The organism is Streptomyces sp. Go-475 (assembly GCF_003330845.1).
In the GTDB taxonomy this organism is placed as follows: domain Bacteria; phylum Actinomycetota; class Actinomycetes; order Streptomycetales; family Streptomycetaceae; genus Streptomyces.
On record NZ_CP026121.1, the window covers coordinates 7,247,256 to 7,264,522 of the forward strand.

The following is a 17,267-nucleotide window of genomic DNA, read 5'->3' on the forward strand; positions in this document are numbered from 1 at the left end:
GGCTCGGCGTCCCCCTGTGAGGGCGGCGTCCGTGCGTGCGGTGACAGGTCGCCGGCGGGCGGTCGGGCTTGCTCCGTCCGGCCCAGCACGAGCCTGCGGTGGGCCGGCCCCCCGGCGGCCCGAACGCGTCGAAGGCGAAGACCCGGTCCGGAAATCGCCGCCGGAAGGTGATGCCGCGACGCAGCAGCAGGCACCGTACGGCTTCCCGGCCGATGCGGATGACACGTCTGTGCACGCGGCGCAGGCAGGCGGCGAGTGTGCGGATCGACCAGCGCGTGAAGGGCTGGCCGAGCGTGGTGGGGCGGGCGGTGGCGATCTGGATGACGAAGTCCTCGTCGCCAGGGCTGAGTGGGCGGGGACGGCCTCCCGCCCACTGAGGGTCCAGGCAGACCAGGCCCAACCCGGCGACCCCCGCCTTCAGCACCGCGGTGCCGGCCGACCCGAGGGCGCGCAAGGTGTCGTTCACCGGCTCGACCGGGTCGGCGAGGTCCTGCTGCGGCTCGCCGCGGACAACGTCCTCAAGGGCTCCATGGAACTGGGCGGCAACGCCCCGCTGCTCGTCTTCGACGACGCCGACCTGGAGCGGGCCGTCGACGGGGCGTTCGCGGCCGAGATGCGCAACGGCGGCCGGTCCTGCATCGCCGCCAACCGCGTCTTCGTCCAGGACGGGATCGCCGACGCTCATCGACCACACCGCCGTGACCAGGCTCACCGGAGGCATTCGAAGCGCTTCGATATCCGTTGTGGGACCAGAGGCGGGCAGCGAATCATCACGTCGTCCCATCAAGTCGCCCTAGTAGGAGGCGATTCCCGGGTTCCGGGAATGTTGGAAGGGGCCTTGTGCACCCATGGGCGCTCACTTAATCTCACAGCAACGTCGAAGCGGTTCGACGGTACCTCGTGTCCCAGACATGGGATGTCCCTCTTTCAGCTCAGCCCATTCCCCAGCCGTCGTCGGCGAACCACACGCTGGTGCGGCCGGGCGGCGGTCGGTTCGCTGATTCAGCCATCGCTCGAAGAAGAGAGGAGCTCCATGAGAAAGTCTTGGATCCTGTCCCTGGTCACGCTGGTCACCGCCGCGTTGGGAGTGACAGCGGGAGGTGCCGCCCCCGCCTCCGCGGCCTCCACCACGCCCTTGCGGGTCATGCCGTTGGGGGACTCCATCACCTGGGGCGTGGGCAGCAGTACGGGCAACGGCTACCGGGGTCCGCTGTGGGACAAGCTCGCCGCGGACGGCCATCCGCTCGACTTCGTCGGCACGTTGCGGGGCGGTTCGATGTCCGACCCGGACAACCAAGGCCACTCGGGATATCGCATCGACCAGATCGCCGCACTCGCCGACGCCTCGCTCACCCGCTACCGGCCCAATGTCGTGACGCTGCACATCGGCACCAACGACCTCAACACGTCCTACCAGGTCTCCACCGCCACCGCCCGGCTGAAGTCGCTGGTCGGCCAGATCACCGCCGCCGCCCCCGACGCCACCGTCCTCGTGGCCTCGCTGGTCGTGTCCACCAGCGGCACGGAGGAGCAGTACCGGGCCGCGTACAACCAGGCCATCCCCCAGATCGTCAGCGAGGCACGGGCCGCGGGCAAGCGCGTCGCATACGTGGACATGAGCAGCCTGACCACGGCCGATCTGGCCGACGCCCTGCATCCCAACGACTCGGGCTATCAGAAGATGGCCGACGCCTTCCACCGCGGCGTCAGGACCGCGGACAGCGCCGGATGGCTGAAGAACCCCGCCCCCGCTCCGGCACGCGTGCAGTCCGGTGTGGCCGGCAAGTGCATGGACGTCAAGGGCGCCGCCACCACCGACGGGACCGCCGTCCAGACGTGGAGCTGCGGCGCCGGTGCCAACCAGTTCTGGTCCGCCTACACCGACGGCACGCTGCGCTCCATGGGCAAGTGCCTCGACGCCGCCGGCGGAGCCACCGCCAACGGCACCAAAGTACAGATCTGGTCCTGCCACGGCGGTGCCAACCAGGTATGGCAGCCCCACAACGGTGGCTACCGCAACCCCGCATCCGGTCGCTGCCTCGACGTTCCGGGATCCTCCACGACCGACGGCACGCAGCTCCACCTGTGGGACTGCAACGGCGGCTCCAACCAGAAGTGGACCACTCTGACCGCAGGATGACCCCGCTCCCGGAATCCGAACCCTTTCCGAGCGCGGATTGCGGGAGCTCGCGGCAACCTTGTGTGACGTCTGTGGCGACAAGGGAGCGGATCCGGCCAGTTCCAGTGGCCGGATCCGGATTTCCACTGTTGAACAGCATGCAAGGAGAACGCCTCCCCATGAACCACCCCACGAACGGCGGGCGCCGCGGGCGTCACCGCCGCCGCTGGACCGCCACCGGTCTGCTGCTCGGCGTGCCCGCCGTCCTCGTGCCGTACCTCCTGATCGCGCAGGAGGACTCGCAGGCCGCCACGGTCGATGGCGATGCCTACTACCGGCTGGTCTCCGTGCGCAGCGGCAAGGTGCTGGACGTCAACGCTTTCTCCACCGCAGACGGCACCCGTATCCAGCAGTGGACCGACCAGAACACCGCCAACCAGCAATGGAGGCTGCGGCCCACCAGGGACGGCTACTACGAGCTGGTGAACCGCAACAGCGGCAAAGTGCTGGGCGTAGCGGGCGACTCGACCGCCCGGGCGGCCGCCACGGAGCAACAGACCGACAGTTCCTCCACCTCCCAGGAGTGGAAGATCAACGAGGTGAGTGGTTCCGACGCCGTCACCTTCACCTCGCGCAGGAGCGGCCAGCTGCTCGACGTCTCCAGCGGCTCCAAGGCCGACGGCGCTGCAGTCATCCAGTATCCCGCCACAGGCAGCGCCAACCAGCGGTGGAAGCTGGTGAAGACAGCCGAGCCCCGGGCGACCGGGGCCGGTCCGTATGTGTGGAGGAACGCCCAGGTGGTGGGCGGTGGTTATGTCACCGGGCTGGTGTTCAACCAGCGGGAGAAGGGTCTGCTGTACGCGCGCACCGACATGGGCGGCGCCTACCGCTGGGACAGCGGGGCCGAGCAGTGGATCCCGCTGACCGACTGGCTCGGCGAGAAGGACTGGAACCTGCTGGGCATCGACTCGGTGGCCACCGACCCCGTCGACCCCAAGCGGCTCTACCTCGGGGCGGGCACCTACACCAACGAGTGGGCCGGCAACGGTGCCATCCTGCGCTCCACCGACCGGGGCCGCACCTTCCAGCGCACCGATCTGCCCTTCAAGCTGGGCGCCAACGAAGACGGCCGCGGGGCGGGCGAACGGCTCGTGATCGACCCCGCGGACCACGGCACCCTGCTGCTGGGCACCCGCAAGAACGGCCTGTGGCGCAGCACCGACTACGGCGTGACATGGCGTCAGGTCCCCTCGTTCCCCGTCAAGGACGGGGCGAGCAGCGGCGCGGGCATCTCCTTCGTGACGTACGGCCCGGCCGGCAGCAGGACGATCTACGTCGGCGTCAACGACAGGTCCACCTCCCTGTACCGCTCCACCGACGGCGGCGGCACCTGGCAGGCCGTCGCCGGGCAGCCCACCGGCCAGCTGCCGCAGCACGGCGTGCTCTCCGGTGACGGCTCGCTGTACCTGACGTACACCGACAACCCCGGCCCCAACGGCGTGACGGCGGGCTCGGTGTGGAAGTACACGCCGGGCCGCGGGGCGTGGAAGAACATCTCCCCGTCCCAGGGCGACTACGGGTTCTCCGGTCTGGCCGTCGACCCACGCAAGCCCTCCACGGTGATGGTCACCACCCTCGGCCGCTGGTGGCCCGAGGACGAGATCTACCGCAGCACCGACGGCGGCACGACCTGGAAGGCACTGGCCGACAAGTCGAAGCGCAACGCCTCCGCCGCGCCCTACGTCGGCACCCACACCGGGCACTGGATGACCGCCCTGGCCATCGACCCCTTCGACTCCGGGCACGTGCTGTACGGCACCGGCAACGGCATCCTGCGCAGCAAGGACGCGAACGCCTCCGCCAGCGGCGGCACCAGCCACTGGAGCATGGGCGCCCGAGGGCTGGAGGAGACCTCGCTGCTGGACGCGATCGCCCCGCCCGGCGGCGCCACCGTCATCACCTCCATGGGCGACCAGGGCGGCTTCCGGCACGACGACCTGACCAAGGTGCCCGCCGGGCGGCTGAAGAACCCGCTGATGACCAACAGCACCGACATCGACTTCGCCCAGTCCCAGCCCTCGATGATGGTCCGCGTCGGCCGGGGCGGCGCGCAGGACGGCGCCTACTCCACCGACGGCGGCCTGAGCTGGAACGGCTTCAGGGCAGAGCCGGTGGCCAGTGCCCAGGACGGGCATGTCGCGCTCGCGGCGGACGGCTCGACCATCGTCTGGACGCAGGCCGGTCAGGCCCCGTACCGCTCGACCGACAAGGGCGCGAGCTGGTCGCGGGTCGGCGGCCTGGGCGGCGGCGCCGTGGTCGTCGCCGACCGCTCCTCGGCCAGGACGTTCTACTCGCTGTCCGGCGGCACCCTCCACGCCAGCACCGACGGCGGCGCGACCTTCACCGCCCGCGCCGGCAACCTGCCCGATGGCCGGCTCAAGGCGGCCCCCGGCATCGCCGGAGACCTGTGGATCGCCGGCGGTGCCAAGGGGCTGCTGCACTCCACCGACGGCGGCCGCACCTTCACCACGCTCAAGACGGTGCAGTCCGCGTCCGCCCTCGGCTTCGGCAAGGCCAAGCCGGGCGCCTCCTACCAGGCCCTGTACCTGATCGGCACCGTCAAGGACGTCACCGGCGTCTTCCGCTCCACCGACAAGGGCGCCACCTGGGTCCGCGTCAACGACGACGCCCACCAGTGGGGCGCCATCGGCGGCGTCGGCGTCATCACCGGCGACCCCGACACCTTCGGCCGCGTCTACGTCGGCACCAACGGACGCGGCCTGCAGTACGGCGACCCGTCCTGACCCGAGAGCCGTGGCGGGGCCGCAGCCGTGACGGCCTGCGGCCCCGCCTGGCTGGGCGACGTCCGCTGTCGTGGGACTGCCCTCAACCGGTCGGGCGTCTCCCCGCGCGGTGGTAGGGGTGGCGGGTTACGGGAGCGTGGTCCACTTCTGGTTGTTCTGGCCGTTGCAGGTCCACAGGATGACCGGGGTCCCGTTGGCGGTTCCCGCTTGTTCGGCGTCCAGGCAGAGCCCGGCGCGGACGTTGCGGATCGAGCCGTCGGCGCCCACGGTCCACTTCTGGTTGTTCTGGCCGTTGCAGGGCCAGATGATCACCCGTGTGCCGTTGGTGGTGCCCTGGTTGTAGGCGTCCAGGCACTTGTCGCCGTAGACGCGGATCTCGCCTCCGGCCCACGTGGTCCACAGCTGGTTGGCGGCGGTGTGGCAGTCCCAGATCAGCGACGCCGTCCCTGCGGCGGTGGAGGCGCGGTCCACGTCCAGGCAGCGGCCGGATCCGGTACCGCGCAGGCGTGCGGTGGTGGAGGCCAGCGGACTGCCGCCGGTCATCTTGAACACGGCGACACCGTGCGCCGGGACACTCGCCGAGATCTGCCCGGAGGTGCTCGACGTGGCACCGGTCCACAGGTCGGTGAGGGTGAACGACCCTCCGGTGAGGCCGACCTGCGCGGCCGAGGCGGTGATGGTCGTGGTGCTCCCTCCCCGGTTGAACAGGCCCACGGCGACCGAGCCGTCGGACAGGGGCTTGGCGAACACCTCGGTGTCGCCGTCGTCGCGCACCCTGCGCCCGCCCGCGCCCAGCGGATCCTGGTTGACCGCCAGCAGACGGGGGTTGCGCAGGATCGCGCTCACGTCGGCGGACATGGTGCGGATGTCGTTGCCGGCCATGAGCGGGGCCGCGAGCAGCGACCACAGGGCGAAGTGGGAGCGGGACTCGGTCAGCGACAGACCGGGACGGCCGACGACCAGCATGTCGGGGTCGTTCCAGTTTCCCGGCCCCGACTGCGCGGCCAGCGGCGCGGTGACGTCCAGGACGTTGCCGACGCCCATCGGGTAGCTGTTGGTGTTGTTGTTCTGCCAGATGTCGAGCAGGTCCTCGGTCGTCCGCCACAGGTCGGCGACCTCGCCCCAGTCGTACTTGTCGCCGGTGGGGGCGTGGAAGCTGTTGGGGTTGATGCTGTAGACGATCGGGCGGCCGGTGGCGCGCAGGGCGTCGCGCATGAGGGTGAACCGCGCGATCTGCTCGTTGAGGGTGCCGCTGCCGGAACACCAGTCGTACTTGAGGTAGTCCACGCCCCAGGAGGCGAACGTGGCGGCGTCCTGCCTCTCGTGGCCCTTGCTGCCGGTGGAGCCGGGGTAGGTCCCCACGCCCTGCGCGCACGTCTTCTCGTTGGGCGCCTGGTAGATGCCGAACTTCAGGCCCTTGCCGTGGATGTAGTCCCCGAGCGCCTTCATGCCGCTGGGGAACTTGGTCGGGTTGGCCCGGAGGTTGCCCGCCGCGTCACGCTGCGGATCGAACCAGCAGTCGTCGACGACGACGTACTGGTAGCCCGCGTCCTTCATGCCCGAGGACACCATCGCGTCGGCGGCCTGGCGGACCTGCGCCTCGGTGATCGAGCACCCGAAGCTGTTCCAGCTGTTCCAGCCCAGCGGCGGGGTGAGCGCCGGGCTGCCCGGCGCGGCCTCGGCGGTCGTGCCGGCGGAGGCGGTGACGCAGGCGGTGAGCGTCAGCGCGGTGGCCGTGAGGAGACGCAGCAGTCGTCTGTGCAGGGAAACCACGGAGGGTTCCTTCCTGGCCCGCGAAGCGAAGCCGCTGCGCGGGCCTGTTGGGACGCTCATGAGTGTGTGGTCACGTGCGGGCGGGTCAGCGCTGCAGGGTGAGCAGGGCCGGCCGGTACGGCAGCTTCAGGTAGTCGGTGCCATCCGACGAGGGAGACCTGCCCTGGTAGAGGAACTGCAGGTTGCAGGGGTCGATGGTCATGGTCTGGTCGGCGTTGACGCGGACCAGGTCGCCGTGGCTGATGTCGTTGGTCCAGGTGGCACCGCTGTTGGCCTTGCCGGCGAAGGGGTTGCTCTCGGTGCCGGCCTGCTCGGTCCATGTGCCGGTCAGGCTGGTGGCGGTGAAGGAGCGGAAGTAGCGCCCGTTGACGCCCCGCGCTTCGACGATCATGAGGTACTGGTTCTGGCCCTGGACCTTGTAGACCTCGGGGGCCTCGAACAGGCGCTCCTCGGTGTCGGTCATGACCGTCGTGTACGAGGAGCCGAAGCTGCTGGGGAAGTTGCCGAGCGGCATGGTCGACCTGAAGATGCTGCCCTTGTCGTTGGCGAAGAACAGGTGGATGTTCTGGCCGTCGGCGATCAGGGTCGGGTCGATCGGGCCGCCGACCGGGACGCTGCCGGTGAACAGTGGCTGCGCGGCGGACCAGCTGTTGGGGTTGGTGGGGTCGCTGGACGTGCGGTAGGTGAAGGGCCAGTTGGTGCCCCACCCGTTCGAGGCCATCACCCAGATGTTCCTGGTCGAGAGGTAGAACAGTTTGGGCGCCACCGCCGGCCCGCTCACGCTGTTCTGGGTGGCTGTGCCCATGTCGGACCAGTTCCTGAAGGGGCTGAACATCATCCCGCTCCAGGCGTTTCCGTCGGAGCTGGTGGCGTAGACCAGGTTCTGGCCGTTGATCTTGACGGTGGTGAAGTCCTTCAGCGCGAGCGAGCCGTTCGCCGGCTGGGCGAGCGGGCCGGTCGAGGACCACCGGTAGGTCGACGGAAGTGCGCACGCGTTCGGTGTCCCGGTCAGGCCGGTCCACTTCTGGTTGGTGCCGCCGTTGCAGTCCCAGAGCTGCACCGCCGTGCCGTTGGCCGTCGCGCCGCCGCTGACGTCCAGGCACAGTCCGGACTCCACGGCGACGATCGTGCCGTCGGCGTTCGCGCGCCACTGCTGGTTGGTGCCGCCGTTGCAGGACCAGATCACCGGCCGGGTGCCGGCCGTGGTGGCGTGGTTCGGGACGTCCAGGCATTTGTTGCCGTACACGGTGAGCTGGTTGTCGTCCGTCAGCGTCCACCGCTGGTTGGTGCCGCCGTTGCAGTCCCAGATCTGCACGTTGGTGCCGTCGGTCTGGCCGGCGCCCGGCACGTCGAGGCACCGGCCGGAACCGACGCCGCGCACGGCGCTCGTGGTGGCCGCCTGGGCGGGGTTGGCGACGAGTGTCGCCGCCGAAGCGACCAGGGTCGCGAGCACCACAGGCAAGTACCTGCGGCGGAAACCACGTCGGTGCATGGGGGCCTCATTCCTCGAGTGAGCGGTATGTTCGTCATGTCGAACAAGGGTCGAGCTGTCGAGCAGACGGAAGGGGGGGAGAGCGGCCGTCTGCTTCCGGGGCGGAGTTCAATTCCTCACGATGCGCCACCGGTTGTCGGCGGTGCCGTCGTCCGGACCCTGGACCGCGAACGCGCCGGCAGCGGTGGAATTGCTCGCGATGGCGAGCAACTTGCCGCTGTGCTCGTTGCGGATCTTGTAGGTCCCGTCTCCCTGGTCGAGCAGTGTCCATCGGTGGTCGGCGGTGCCGTTGTCCGCCCACTGCAGGACGGTCGCGTCGTCTGCCGTGGACATGTTCAAGACGCCGAGCACCTTGCCGCTGTGGGCGTTGCGGAAACGGAACCCGCCCCCGTCGGCGATCATGTGCCAGTCGTGGTCGGCGGTGCCCGAGTCGTGCCACTGAAGAGCGCGGCCGCCGTCGGCCGTGGACATGTTCTGGATGCCCAGCACGAGACCGCTGCCCGCATTCGCGAGACGGACGGTGCCGCCGGCGTTCCAGTAGACGGTGTAGTTGTGGCCGTGCGCGTCGTGGAACGGGCCCAGGTCGACGGTGGAGCCGTTGGCGGTGGCGGTGAAGGCGAGTGACGTGCCGTTGGTCCGTCTGATCGTGGACGTGTTCAGCGAGGGGAGGGAGCTGAGCGTGGAGTCGCCGTAGTTGCCGGACAGGACCACCGGGCCGTAGGTGATCGCGGCGACGTTCGCGTTGTCGTTGGCCGCTCGCATGACGACCCGCATGGGCAGGCGGACGGTGACCGTGTCGCCGGAGGTCCAGGAGCGGGTCAGGGTGGCGTAGCCGCCGGGCGTGGTGGCGATGTCCTGCCGCGTGCCGTTGACGCTGACGGTGGCCCCGGCGGTCCAGCCCGGGATGCGTAAGCGCATCGCCCAGGTTCCGCTGACGTTGCCGGTGACCCGCAGCGTCGTGGTGTCGCTGACGGGGTATGCCGTGGTCTGGGTGACCGTGATCCCGCGCTCCGACCAGTTGAGCACCGAGGGCACGAACAGGTTCACGATCAGGGTGTCGTCACTGCGGTAGTAGATGGAGTCCATCAGCCTGGTGTGCATCTCCAGGCCCGTGCCCTGGCAGCACCAGAACGTGCCGTAGTCGGTGCTCCAGGTGCCACCGCCCCACGCAGGACCCACACCGCGTCGGCCTCCCGGGTCGAGCGGGGTGAAGTAGGTGACGTGGCCGTGGTCGCTCGCCGGGTTCTGCTGGCCGATCATGTGGTTCAGCCATGCCCGCTCGTAGTAGTCGAACAGCGCGGCCCGGTTCGGGTCCAGCGCGAACAACTCCCGAGTGAGGAGGAGCATGTTGAAGGTGTTGCAGCTTTCGCAGGTGTCCTTGTTCAGGTAGCCGGCGATGGCGTTCGGGGCGCGGAAGTGCTCGGCCTGGCTGTTGCCGCCGATGGCATAGGTGTGCGCGTCGACGGTGAAGTTCCAGGCGTTGGTGGCGATGTCCCGGTAGCGGGTCGTACCGGTGGCCTTGTACTCCCGCGCGGCCCCGATCCACTTGGGTACCTGGGTGTTGGCGTGCAGTCCGCTGAGCCGGTCCTGGTTGGCCGCCAGCGGGTCGAACACCGCTGCGTGGTCGAACCGCCGGGCGACGGCGAGCCACCGCGCGTCGCCCGTCTGCTGGTAGAGATCGGTCAGCACGGCGTTCATGCCGCCGAACTCGGTTCCCAGCATGGCCTGCATCTGCTGGCCGCTCAGCCGGCCGGTGCGCAGGTCCACCCATCCCGCCAACGCGAGCAGCACGTCACGGGCTTGTGTGCTGCCGATGTAGCGCCATACGTCCAGCAGGCCGGCGAGGGTCTTGTGGATGGTGTAGTACGGCACGTTGCCGTTGCTCAGGGTCCGCTGCTCAAGAGCGGTGAAGTCGGACTCGGGGTAGCCGGAGAGGTACCCGGCGTTGAAGCCGGCGGCGCTGTTGTTGGCCTGGCATCTGGCCAGCTCGGCGACCATGTGGATTGCCTTGTCCCGGCAGACGGTGTCCCCGGTCACGGCGTACAGCTGTGCCCATGCCGTGAGGAAGTGCCCCTGGACGTGGGTGCGGAAGGGGAAGTCCGGCGCGTCCCAACCGCCGTTCGGGGACGCGCCGTTGGTGGACAGCTTGTGGTTGGCGCGGAAGTTGTACAGCAGCCGGTCGACATCGACGAACCGCAGGTAGTTCCGCGTGCGGTTCTGGTTGTCCAGCCAGCGGCTCGCGGTGAGCCGGACCTGGTCGAGTGCGAAGGGGTGCGCAAAGACCCCGATGTCGACCCGTGCGGGAGGCACGGCCGCGTGGGCGGGGGACGCGCGGACTAAGGATCCGGTGGCGGAGGCGGCGGCCGTGGCCCCCGCTGCTTGCAGCAGGCGCCGTCTGCTGAGGGAGGAAGACATCCTGAACCTTTCGGTGAGGGCAGAGTGACTGCCTGGTTCGTAGGTGCGTTCGCTCGCGACGACATCACGGCACTGCGTTGGTCCTGTTCGCTCCTGGGCCTTTCCACGGATACATGGGATGGATTAACTGGTACGGACGTTGTCTCTGTCTAGCCCTGCGACACGAAAGACTTCGCTACTTGCGGATGCGGATCCACGCGATGAGGCCCGTGGCCTGCGGGGCGACAGCGAGGACCGCACCGCCGCGGGCGGGTCCGCGGCGGGCACGTCAGGGGGTTGGAAAGGTCACACCCAGGGGATGACCACCGTGAAGGGTTGTACGACTCCCAGGCTCACCGAGCCCGCGGTGGCGACCGGACGGGCCCTGCTCGTCGAACACGACGCCGCACGCGGGAGGGCGAAACCCGACGTGAGAGCATCCGACGCCTCGAGCGATATGCCGCCCGAGAGGTCTTCGACCTGGTCAGACCGGTTTCCCGCGGCCCCGCCTTAGAGGGGCGTCTGTGATACGTGAGAGAGTCTGCAGCGTGAGCGAGACACCGTCGAACACCCTGCAATACCGCTTTGACGGGCCAGAAGAGGCTCCCGTCCTGATCTTGGGTCCCTCGCTGGGTACCACATGGCACATGTGGGACCGCCAGGTCCCCGAGCTGACCAAGCAGTGGCGCGTCTTCCGGTTCGACCTGCCCGGCCACGGCGGCGCTCCCGCGTACCCGGCGGGCTCGGTCACCGACCTCACCACACGGCTGCTGACCACCCTCGAAGGGCTCGGCGTGCAGCGCTTCGGCTACGCCGGCTGCGCGCTCGGCGGTGCCGTCGGCATCGAGCTGGCCCTGCGCCACCCCGAGCGGCTCGCCTCCCTCGCGCTGATCGCCGCCTCGCCCCGCTTCGGCACGGCCGACGAGTTCCGCCAGAGAGGCGTGATCGTCCGCACGAACGGCCTCGACCCCATCGCCCGCACCGCGCCCGAGCGCTGGTTCACCGGCGGGTTCGCCGCCGCGCAGCCCGCGATCACCGAGTGGGCCGTGCAGATGGTCCGCACCACCGACCCCGGCTGCTACATCGCCGCCTGCGAGGCCCTCGCCTCCTTCGACGTCCGGGCCGAGCTCGCGCGCGTCGGCGTGCCGACCCTGGTCCTCGTCGGCTCCGACGACCAGGTCACCGGCCCGGCCGAGGCCCGCACCCTGGTCGCGCACATCCCGGACGCCCGCCTCGCCGTCGTCCCCGGCGCCTCCCACCTGGTGCCCGTCGAACAGCCCGCCGCGGTCACCGACCTCCTGGTCCGGCACTTCTCCACCGCCTGGCAGCCCGCCTTCGAGACCTCCACCGGCCAGAACGCCCTGCCGGCCGCCGCCCTCAAGCCGGTCCTGTCCGCCGCCCCTGCGCAGCCCGTCCCGACCGGGCCCGTCGCCGAGATCGGCCCCGTCGCCGTGCCGCCGCAGGCCCAGGGGCGGCCCGACCCGTACGACGCCGGCCTCAAGGTCCGCCGCGAGGTGCTGGGCGACGCCCACGTCGACCGGGCACTGGCCCAGGCCGACGAGTTCTCCGGGGACTTCCAGGAGTTCATCACCCGCTACGCCTGGGGCGAGATCTGGGACCGGCCCGGCCTCGACCGGCGCACCCGCAGCTGCGTCACCCTCACCGCGCTGGTCGCCGGCGGCCACCTGGACGAGCTGGCCTTCCACACCCGGGCCGCCCTGCGCAACGGCCTCACCCCCGGCGAGATCAAGGAAGTCCTGCTCCAGGCGGCCGTCTACTGCGGCGTGCCCGCGGCGAACAGCGCGTTCAAGGTGGCGCAGCAGGTGATCCGTGAGGAGACCACGCCCCAGGAGTGAGCCCGTCCCGCGGCTCCGGAGGCAGGATGGAGACCATGAAGCTCACGAAGAAGTCGCACGCCTGCGTCCGCCTCGAGAAGGACGGGCGGACGCTCGTCCTCGACCCCGGGGGATTCAGCGAGGAGGACGCCGCGCTCGGCGCGGACGCGATCCTCGTCACCCACGAGCACCCCGACCACTTCGACGAGTTCCGGCTGCGCGCCGCGATGGAGCACAACCCGGCCGCCGAGATCTGGACCCTGAAGTCGGTCGCCGAGAAGATCTCGGCCGCCTTCCCGGGCCGCGTCCACACCGTCGGCCACGGCGACACCTTCACCGCCGCCGGTTTCGACGTCCAGGTCCACGGCGAACTCCACGCGGTGATCCACCCGGACATCCCCCGCATCACCAACGTCGGCTACCTCGTCGACGGCGGCAGGGTCTTCCACCCCGGCGACGCCCTCACCGTCCCCGACCGGCCGGTCGAGACGCTGATGCTCCCCGTCATGGCCCCCTGGAGCAAGATCTCCGAGGTCATCGACTACGTCCGCGAGCTGAAGCCGCAGCGCGCCTACGACATCCACGACGCCCTCCTCACCGACCTGGCCCGTCCCATCTACGACCGCCAGATCGGGCAGCTCGGCGGCTCGGAACACCTGCGGCTGACGCCCGGGGACTCCGCCGAGCTCTGAGGCCCGCGGGGGAGCGGACGGCGTTGTCAGACCCTGCGGGTAGGTTGTGGGGCATGCGCATCGCGACCTGGAACGTGAACTCGATCACCGCCCGCCTGCCACGCCTCCTGGCCTGGCTGGAGAGCAGCGGCACGGACGTGCTGTGCCTCCAGGAGGCCAAGGTCGCCGAGGACCAGTTCCCGGCGGAGCAGCTGCGCGAGCTGGGCTACGAGTCGGCGGTCCACGCCACCGGCCGGTGGAACGGCGTGGCGGTGCTCTCCCGCGTCGGTATCGAGGACGTCGTCAAGGGCCTGCCCGGCGACCCCGGCTTCGACGGCTCGGTGGAGCCCCGCGCCATCTCGGCCACCTGCGGCCCGCTCCGCGTCTGGTCGGTCTACGTGCCGAACGGCCGTGAGGTGGACCACCCGCACTACGCCTACAAGCTCCAGTGGTTCGAGGCCCTCAAGGCGGCCGTCGCCGGTGACGCGGCGGGCAGCCGCCCCTTCGCGGTGATGGGCGACTACAACGTGGCGCCGACGGACGACGACGTCTTCGACCCCGCCTTCTTCGAGGGTTCCACCCACGTCACGCCCGCCGAGCGCGCCGCCCTGGCCTCCCTGCGCGAGGCCGGGCTGTCGGACGTGGTCCCGCGGCCCCTCAAGTACGAGCACCCCTTCACGTACTGGGACTACCGCCAGCTCTGCTTCCCCAAGAACCGCGGCATGCGCATCGACCTGGTCTACGGCAACCAGCCGTTCGCGAAGGCCGTCAAGGACGCGTACGTGGACCGCGAGGAGCGCAAGGGCAAGGGCGCCTCGGACCACGCCCCGGTCGTGGTGGACCTCGACGTCTAGACGGCCACCCCTCACGGCTTCAGCAGCCGCAGGTCCACCGAGTCCGCCAGGGCCGCCAGCCCCGCGTCGCCCGGATGCAGATGGTCCCCGCTGTCGTACGCGGGCAGCATCCGGGACGGCCGCCGCGGATCCCGCACGACCGCGTCGAAGTCGAGGACGCCGTCGAAGACCCCGCCGCTCCGGATCCACTCGTTCACCGCGACCCGCTCGGCGTCGACGGCGGCCGTGCACCGCGCCTCGCCCTCGCAGGGCAGGATCGTCGCCGCGAGCATCCTCAGGCCCCGGGCGTGCCCGCGCGCCGCGATCTCCCGCAGCCCGGCGATCACCTGCTGCGCGGAGGTGTCCCAGCGCAGGTCGTTGACGCCCTCGAAGACGACCGCCGTACGCGCCGACGGCTGCGCCAGGACGTCCCGGTCGAACCGGTGCAGGGCGCTCACCCCGGCGGTGTCCGTGGACACCCCGTCGCCGGGATAGCGGTCGCTGACTACCCGGTTGCCCGAGATGCCCTGGTTCAGCACGCCGTAGCGCGGGACGGTGTGCTGCCGCAGCAGCCGGCCGGCCAGGACGTCCGGCCAGCGCCGGTTCGCGTCCACCGTGGACTTGTCGCCGTCGGTGATCGAGTCCCCGAGCAGCACCACGGACCCGGGCCCGCCGCCCACGTCGACCCCCGCGAGCAGCGGCCAGCTGCCGATCACCGAGGTGTACGCACCCGCCGAGGCGTCCGCCGCGTGATCGCCGGGCTCGCTGACGTACGACCGCTGCTGCGCGAGCCGGTGCACGGGCGCCGCCGGCACCGGGCCGGGCAGGTGGAAGCTCACCAGCAGGTCGGTGTCCGCGGGCACCGCGAAGCCGAGCGGATCGCTGTACGCCTGCGCCCCGGCCGGGATCTCCACGCCCGCCGCCCCGCCGAAGGACAACGGCACCGGGGTGCCCCGCGAGGCCGCGCCCGACGCCCGCACCGCCACCGTCGCGCTCCCGATCCGTACCGGCGCCGCCGCGAACGTGTTGTCGAACCGCACCCGCACGCGGGGCCCGCCGGCCGAGGTGTGCACCACCAGCCGCAGCGTCCGGTCCGTCCAGGGGCCCACCGCGGCGTAACCGCCCGTGGCCGTCGTCCAGCTGCCCGTCCAGTCCTGCGTGGCCGTCCGTACCGACACCGCGAAGACGTGCAGTCCGGCCGCCCTCGGCAGCCGGACGGAGGCGACCGCGCGCCCCGGCGCGAGCGGCACCGTCACGACGTACAGGCGGGCCCGCTCGGCGAGTTGCCCGCCGGGCGTGTTGATGTGCGGCAGGGCCACGGCCTTGGTGGCGAGCGGCCCGGTGCGCCAGTCCGGTGCCGTGAGCCGGTAACCGGAGCGGGTGCCGTCGGCGTACCCGATCGTGCCCGCGCCGCCCACGTCCGTGCCGGCGGTGCCCGCCACCAGGAAGGCGAGGGCGTCACCGCGCCCCGTGACGCGGACGTCCTGCCCGGCGGCGCGGACGTTGTCCGGCTCGCCGGGCTGCCGCTTCGGCCAGGTCAGCCGGGCGCCCTGGACGGTGAGGGTCCGGCCGGGCGTCCAGCCGGCGGCCGCGAGGTCCCGCGCCGACAGGGAGGCGCCGGCCCCGTCGAAGTCCGCTTGGGCGGACCGGCCGTCGTCGCTGACGGCGCTGTTGTCGAACAGCCGCTCCAGCGGCACCGGCGCGGCCGGTCCGCTCTCGGCGGCCCGCGCCGACACCGCCGGGACCAACGACCCGCACAGGGTCAGGACGACCAGGATCCCCCGGACACATCGGCGCACGGCCGACTCCTCCCGCTCATCGACACACGACGCGACACCACGAAAGCCAGCGACGGGACAGCAGACGTGGAACAGAAGACGTGGAACAGAAGATGTAACGAAGCCGAGACGCCAGACGCACGGTGAAGCTAGGGAGACAACAGGGACTCGTCAACGAGCCGGGCGCGAACTCGGCGTGAACTCGACCGTCACCGACGGCCCGCGCGCCTGTGGTGCGTACGGCGGTACGAATGACACGCTGGACGTATGAACATCCCTTTCCTGGGCAACCGGCGCCAGAAGGTGGGGTTCCCCGATCCGGCGGGCATCGCGGAACTCCTCGCCGAGTGCGAACTGCTCCGCTCCCAGGCGTCCCGGGAGGGTGTCCGGCTGGACGACTCGGCGGCCTCCCTGGAGGCGCTCGACCAGCTCGTCCCGCGCTGGCGGGACGACGAGGAGACCCTGACCTGGCTCGGCAACGACGCCGGTCTGTACCTGGGCACCGTCATCGTGCGTACCGTTGCGGGAGCCGCCTGGGAGATCCGGTCCGACGGGCAGCCCGTCGTACGGCTGGCCTCCGGCCGGGAGTTCGACGTCGTGGACTCGGGGCACGAATGGGCCGCGTACGGGGTGCCGGAGCTGTCGCAGCTGTACGCCGAGGTCGCGGAGACCTGAACCCCAAGGCCGTAACCTTTGGCCCAAAGTCCGACGTAAATACGGCTAATGATCGAAAAGTGCGTGTCGCCCTACAACTTCGATCTTGCCTGGATACGTTGCCGCAACCACCACACAGCTGAGAGTGAGTAGGGCTGAGCATGGCCGTCGATCCGCTGATCGAGCTGCGTGACGTCAACAAGCACTTCGGGGAGCTGCATGTCCTGCGGGACATCAACCTCACCGTCGGCCGGGGGGAGGTGGTCGTGGTCATCGGCCCCTCGGGATCGGGGAAGTCGACCCTGTGCCGGGCGATCAACCGGCTGGAGACCATCGAGTCCGGCCAGATCGTCCTCGACGGGCAACCCCTGCCGGACGAGGGCAAGCCCCTGGCCCGGCTGCGCGCCGATGTCGGCATGGTCTTCCAGTCGTTCAACCTCTTCGCGCACAAGACGGTGCTGCAGAACGTCTCCCTGGGGCAGGTCAAGGTCCGCGGGCGCCGGAAGGAGGACGCCGACCGACGCTCCCGTGAACTCCTCGACCGGGTCGGCGTCGCCGACCAGGCGGACAAGTATCCGGCGCAGCTCTCCGGCGGTCAGCAGCAGCGCGTGGCCATCGCCCGCGCCCTGGCCATGGAGCCCAAGGCGATGCTCTTCGACGAGCCGACCTCGGCCCTCGACCCGGAGATGATCAACGAGGTGCTGGAGGTCATGCGGCAGCTCGCCCGCGAGGGCATGACCATGATCGTGGTCACGCACGAGATGGGCTTCGCCCGCTCGGCCGCCAACCGCGTCGTCTTCATGGCCGACGGCCGGATCGTCGAGGACCGCACGCCCGACGAGTTCTTCACCAACCCCAGCAGTGACCGCGCCAAGGACTTCCTCTCCAAGATCCTCAAGCACTGAACGGGCGGG

General features: G+C 70.4%; 11 protein-coding genes and 1 pseudogene. 7 read left to right on the top strand and 5 right to left on the bottom strand.

Going from position 1 to position 17,267, the window contains the following annotated elements; genetic code table 11:
• Positions 1 to 22: 22 nt before the first annotated feature.
• Positions 23 to 397 (bottom strand): annotated as a pseudogene (locus C1703_RS39955) (IS630 family transposase); the annotation flags it as partial.
• Between the two features lie 636 nt (positions 398 to 1,033).
• Between C1703_RS39955 and C1703_RS39960 the strand changes: the two are divergent.
• Together C1703_RS39960 and C1703_RS33030 are read left to right on the top strand one after the other, a co-directional pair.
• On the top strand, positions 1,034 to 2,140 hold the full coding sequence (locus C1703_RS39960; protein ID WP_157993216.1) for a ricin-type beta-trefoil lectin domain protein: 1,107 nt from the start codon (positions 1,034 to 1,036) through the stop codon (positions 2,138 to 2,140).
• A 158-nt stretch (positions 2,141 to 2,298) separates the two neighbouring features.
• Positions 2,299 to 4,923, top strand: a complete 2,625-nt coding sequence (locus tag C1703_RS33030) for an RICIN domain-containing protein (RefSeq protein ID WP_114256269.1) — start codon at positions 2,299 to 2,301, stop codon at positions 4,921 to 4,923.
• A 126-nt stretch (positions 4,924 to 5,049) separates the two neighbouring features.
• Here C1703_RS33030 and C1703_RS33035 read toward each other — a convergent pair whose 3' ends face one another.
• The 3 genes from C1703_RS33035 to C1703_RS33045 all read right to left on the bottom strand — a co-directional run bounded on the left by C1703_RS33035 (position 5,050) and on the right by C1703_RS33045 (position 10,603).
• Positions 5,050 to 6,696, bottom strand: coding sequence for an RICIN domain-containing protein (locus C1703_RS33035; protein WP_114256270.1), 1,647 nt, complete (start codon positions 6,694 to 6,696; stop codon positions 5,050 to 5,052).
• A gap of 85 nt (positions 6,697 to 6,781) precedes the next feature.
• Positions 6,782 to 8,188 (bottom strand): non-reducing end alpha-L-arabinofuranosidase family hydrolase, encoded by a 1,407-nt coding sequence (locus tag C1703_RS33040; protein WP_114256271.1) that lies wholly within the window; start codon positions 8,186 to 8,188, stop codon positions 6,782 to 6,784.
• A gap of 108 nt (positions 8,189 to 8,296) precedes the next feature.
• A complete protein-coding gene (locus tag C1703_RS33045) occupies positions 8,297 to 10,603 on the bottom strand; it encodes a beta-L-arabinofuranosidase domain-containing protein (protein ID WP_114256272.1) in 2,307 nt (768 codons plus the stop codon).
• 527 nt (positions 10,604 to 11,130) lie between these two features.
• Here C1703_RS33045 and pcaC point away from each other — a divergent pair.
• The 3 genes from pcaC to C1703_RS33065 are packed head-to-tail and all read left to right on the top strand — an operon-like array spanning position 11,131 to position 13,942.
• A complete protein-coding gene (pcaC, locus tag C1703_RS33055; protein WP_114256273.1) occupies positions 11,131 to 12,438 on the top strand; it encodes a 4-carboxymuconolactone decarboxylase in 1,308 nt (435 codons plus the stop codon).
• Positions 12,439 to 12,473: 35 nt separating this feature from the next.
• On the top strand, positions 12,474 to 13,109 hold the full coding sequence (locus tag C1703_RS33060) for an MBL fold metallo-hydrolase (protein ID WP_114257708.1): 636 nt from the start codon (positions 12,474 to 12,476) through the stop codon (positions 13,107 to 13,109).
• A gap of 53 nt (positions 13,110 to 13,162) precedes the next feature.
• Positions 13,163 to 13,942 (top strand): exodeoxyribonuclease III, encoded by a 780-nt coding sequence (locus C1703_RS33065; RefSeq protein WP_114256274.1) that lies wholly within the window; start codon positions 13,163 to 13,165, stop codon positions 13,940 to 13,942.
• 11 nt (positions 13,943 to 13,953) lie between these two features.
• Here the strand turns inward: C1703_RS33065 and C1703_RS33070 are convergent, their stop codons facing one another.
• Positions 13,954 to 15,681: an SGNH/GDSL hydrolase family protein gene (locus tag C1703_RS33070; RefSeq protein WP_232840800.1), complete on the bottom strand. Its 1,728-nt coding sequence runs from the start codon at positions 15,679 to 15,681 to the stop codon at positions 13,954 to 13,956.
• A 285-nt stretch (positions 15,682 to 15,966) separates the two neighbouring features.
• Here C1703_RS33070 and C1703_RS33075 point away from each other — a divergent pair, with 285 nt between their 5' ends.
• Together C1703_RS33075 and C1703_RS33080 are read left to right on the top strand one after the other, a co-directional pair.
• Positions 15,967 to 16,374, top strand: coding sequence for a DUF6278 family protein (locus C1703_RS33075; protein WP_114256276.1), 408 nt, complete (start codon positions 15,967 to 15,969; stop codon positions 16,372 to 16,374).
• A 140-nt stretch (positions 16,375 to 16,514) separates the two neighbouring features.
• Positions 16,515 to 17,258, top strand: a complete 744-nt coding sequence (locus C1703_RS33080) for an amino acid ABC transporter ATP-binding protein (RefSeq protein WP_114256277.1) — start codon at positions 16,515 to 16,517, stop codon at positions 17,256 to 17,258.
• The last annotated feature ends 9 nt before the right edge of the window (positions 17,259 to 17,267 follow it).

What these genes read in the sequence shown, in the direction of transcription:
- C1703_RS39960 (WP_157993216.1), top strand. Translation starts at nt 1,034, where the DNA reads ATGAGAAAGTCTTGGATCCTGTCCCTGGTCACGCTGGTCACCGCCGCG.
- C1703_RS33030 (WP_114256269.1), top strand. Translation starts at nt 2,299, where the DNA reads ATGAACCACCCCACGAACGGCGGGCGCCGCGGGCGTCACCGCCGCCGC.
- C1703_RS33040 (WP_114256271.1), bottom strand. Translation starts at nt 8,188, where the DNA reads ATGCACCGACGTGGTTTCCGCCGCAGGTACTTGCCTGTGGTGCTCGCG.
- C1703_RS33045 (WP_114256272.1), bottom strand. Translation starts at nt 10,603, where the DNA reads ATGTCTTCCTCCCTCAGCAGACGGCGCCTGCTGCAAGCAGCGGGGGCC.
- C1703_RS33060 (WP_114257708.1), top strand. Translation starts at nt 12,474, where the DNA reads ATGAAGCTCACGAAGAAGTCGCACGCCTGCGTCCGCCTCGAGAAGGAC.
- C1703_RS33065 (WP_114256274.1), top strand. Translation starts at nt 13,163, where the DNA reads ATGCGCATCGCGACCTGGAACGTGAACTCGATCACCGCCCGCCTGCCA.
- C1703_RS33075 (WP_114256276.1), top strand. Translation starts at nt 15,967, where the DNA reads ATGAACATCCCTTTCCTGGGCAACCGGCGCCAGAAGGTGGGGTTCCCC.
- C1703_RS33080 (WP_114256277.1), top strand. Translation starts at nt 16,515, where the DNA reads ATGGCCGTCGATCCGCTGATCGAGCTGCGTGACGTCAACAAGCACTTC.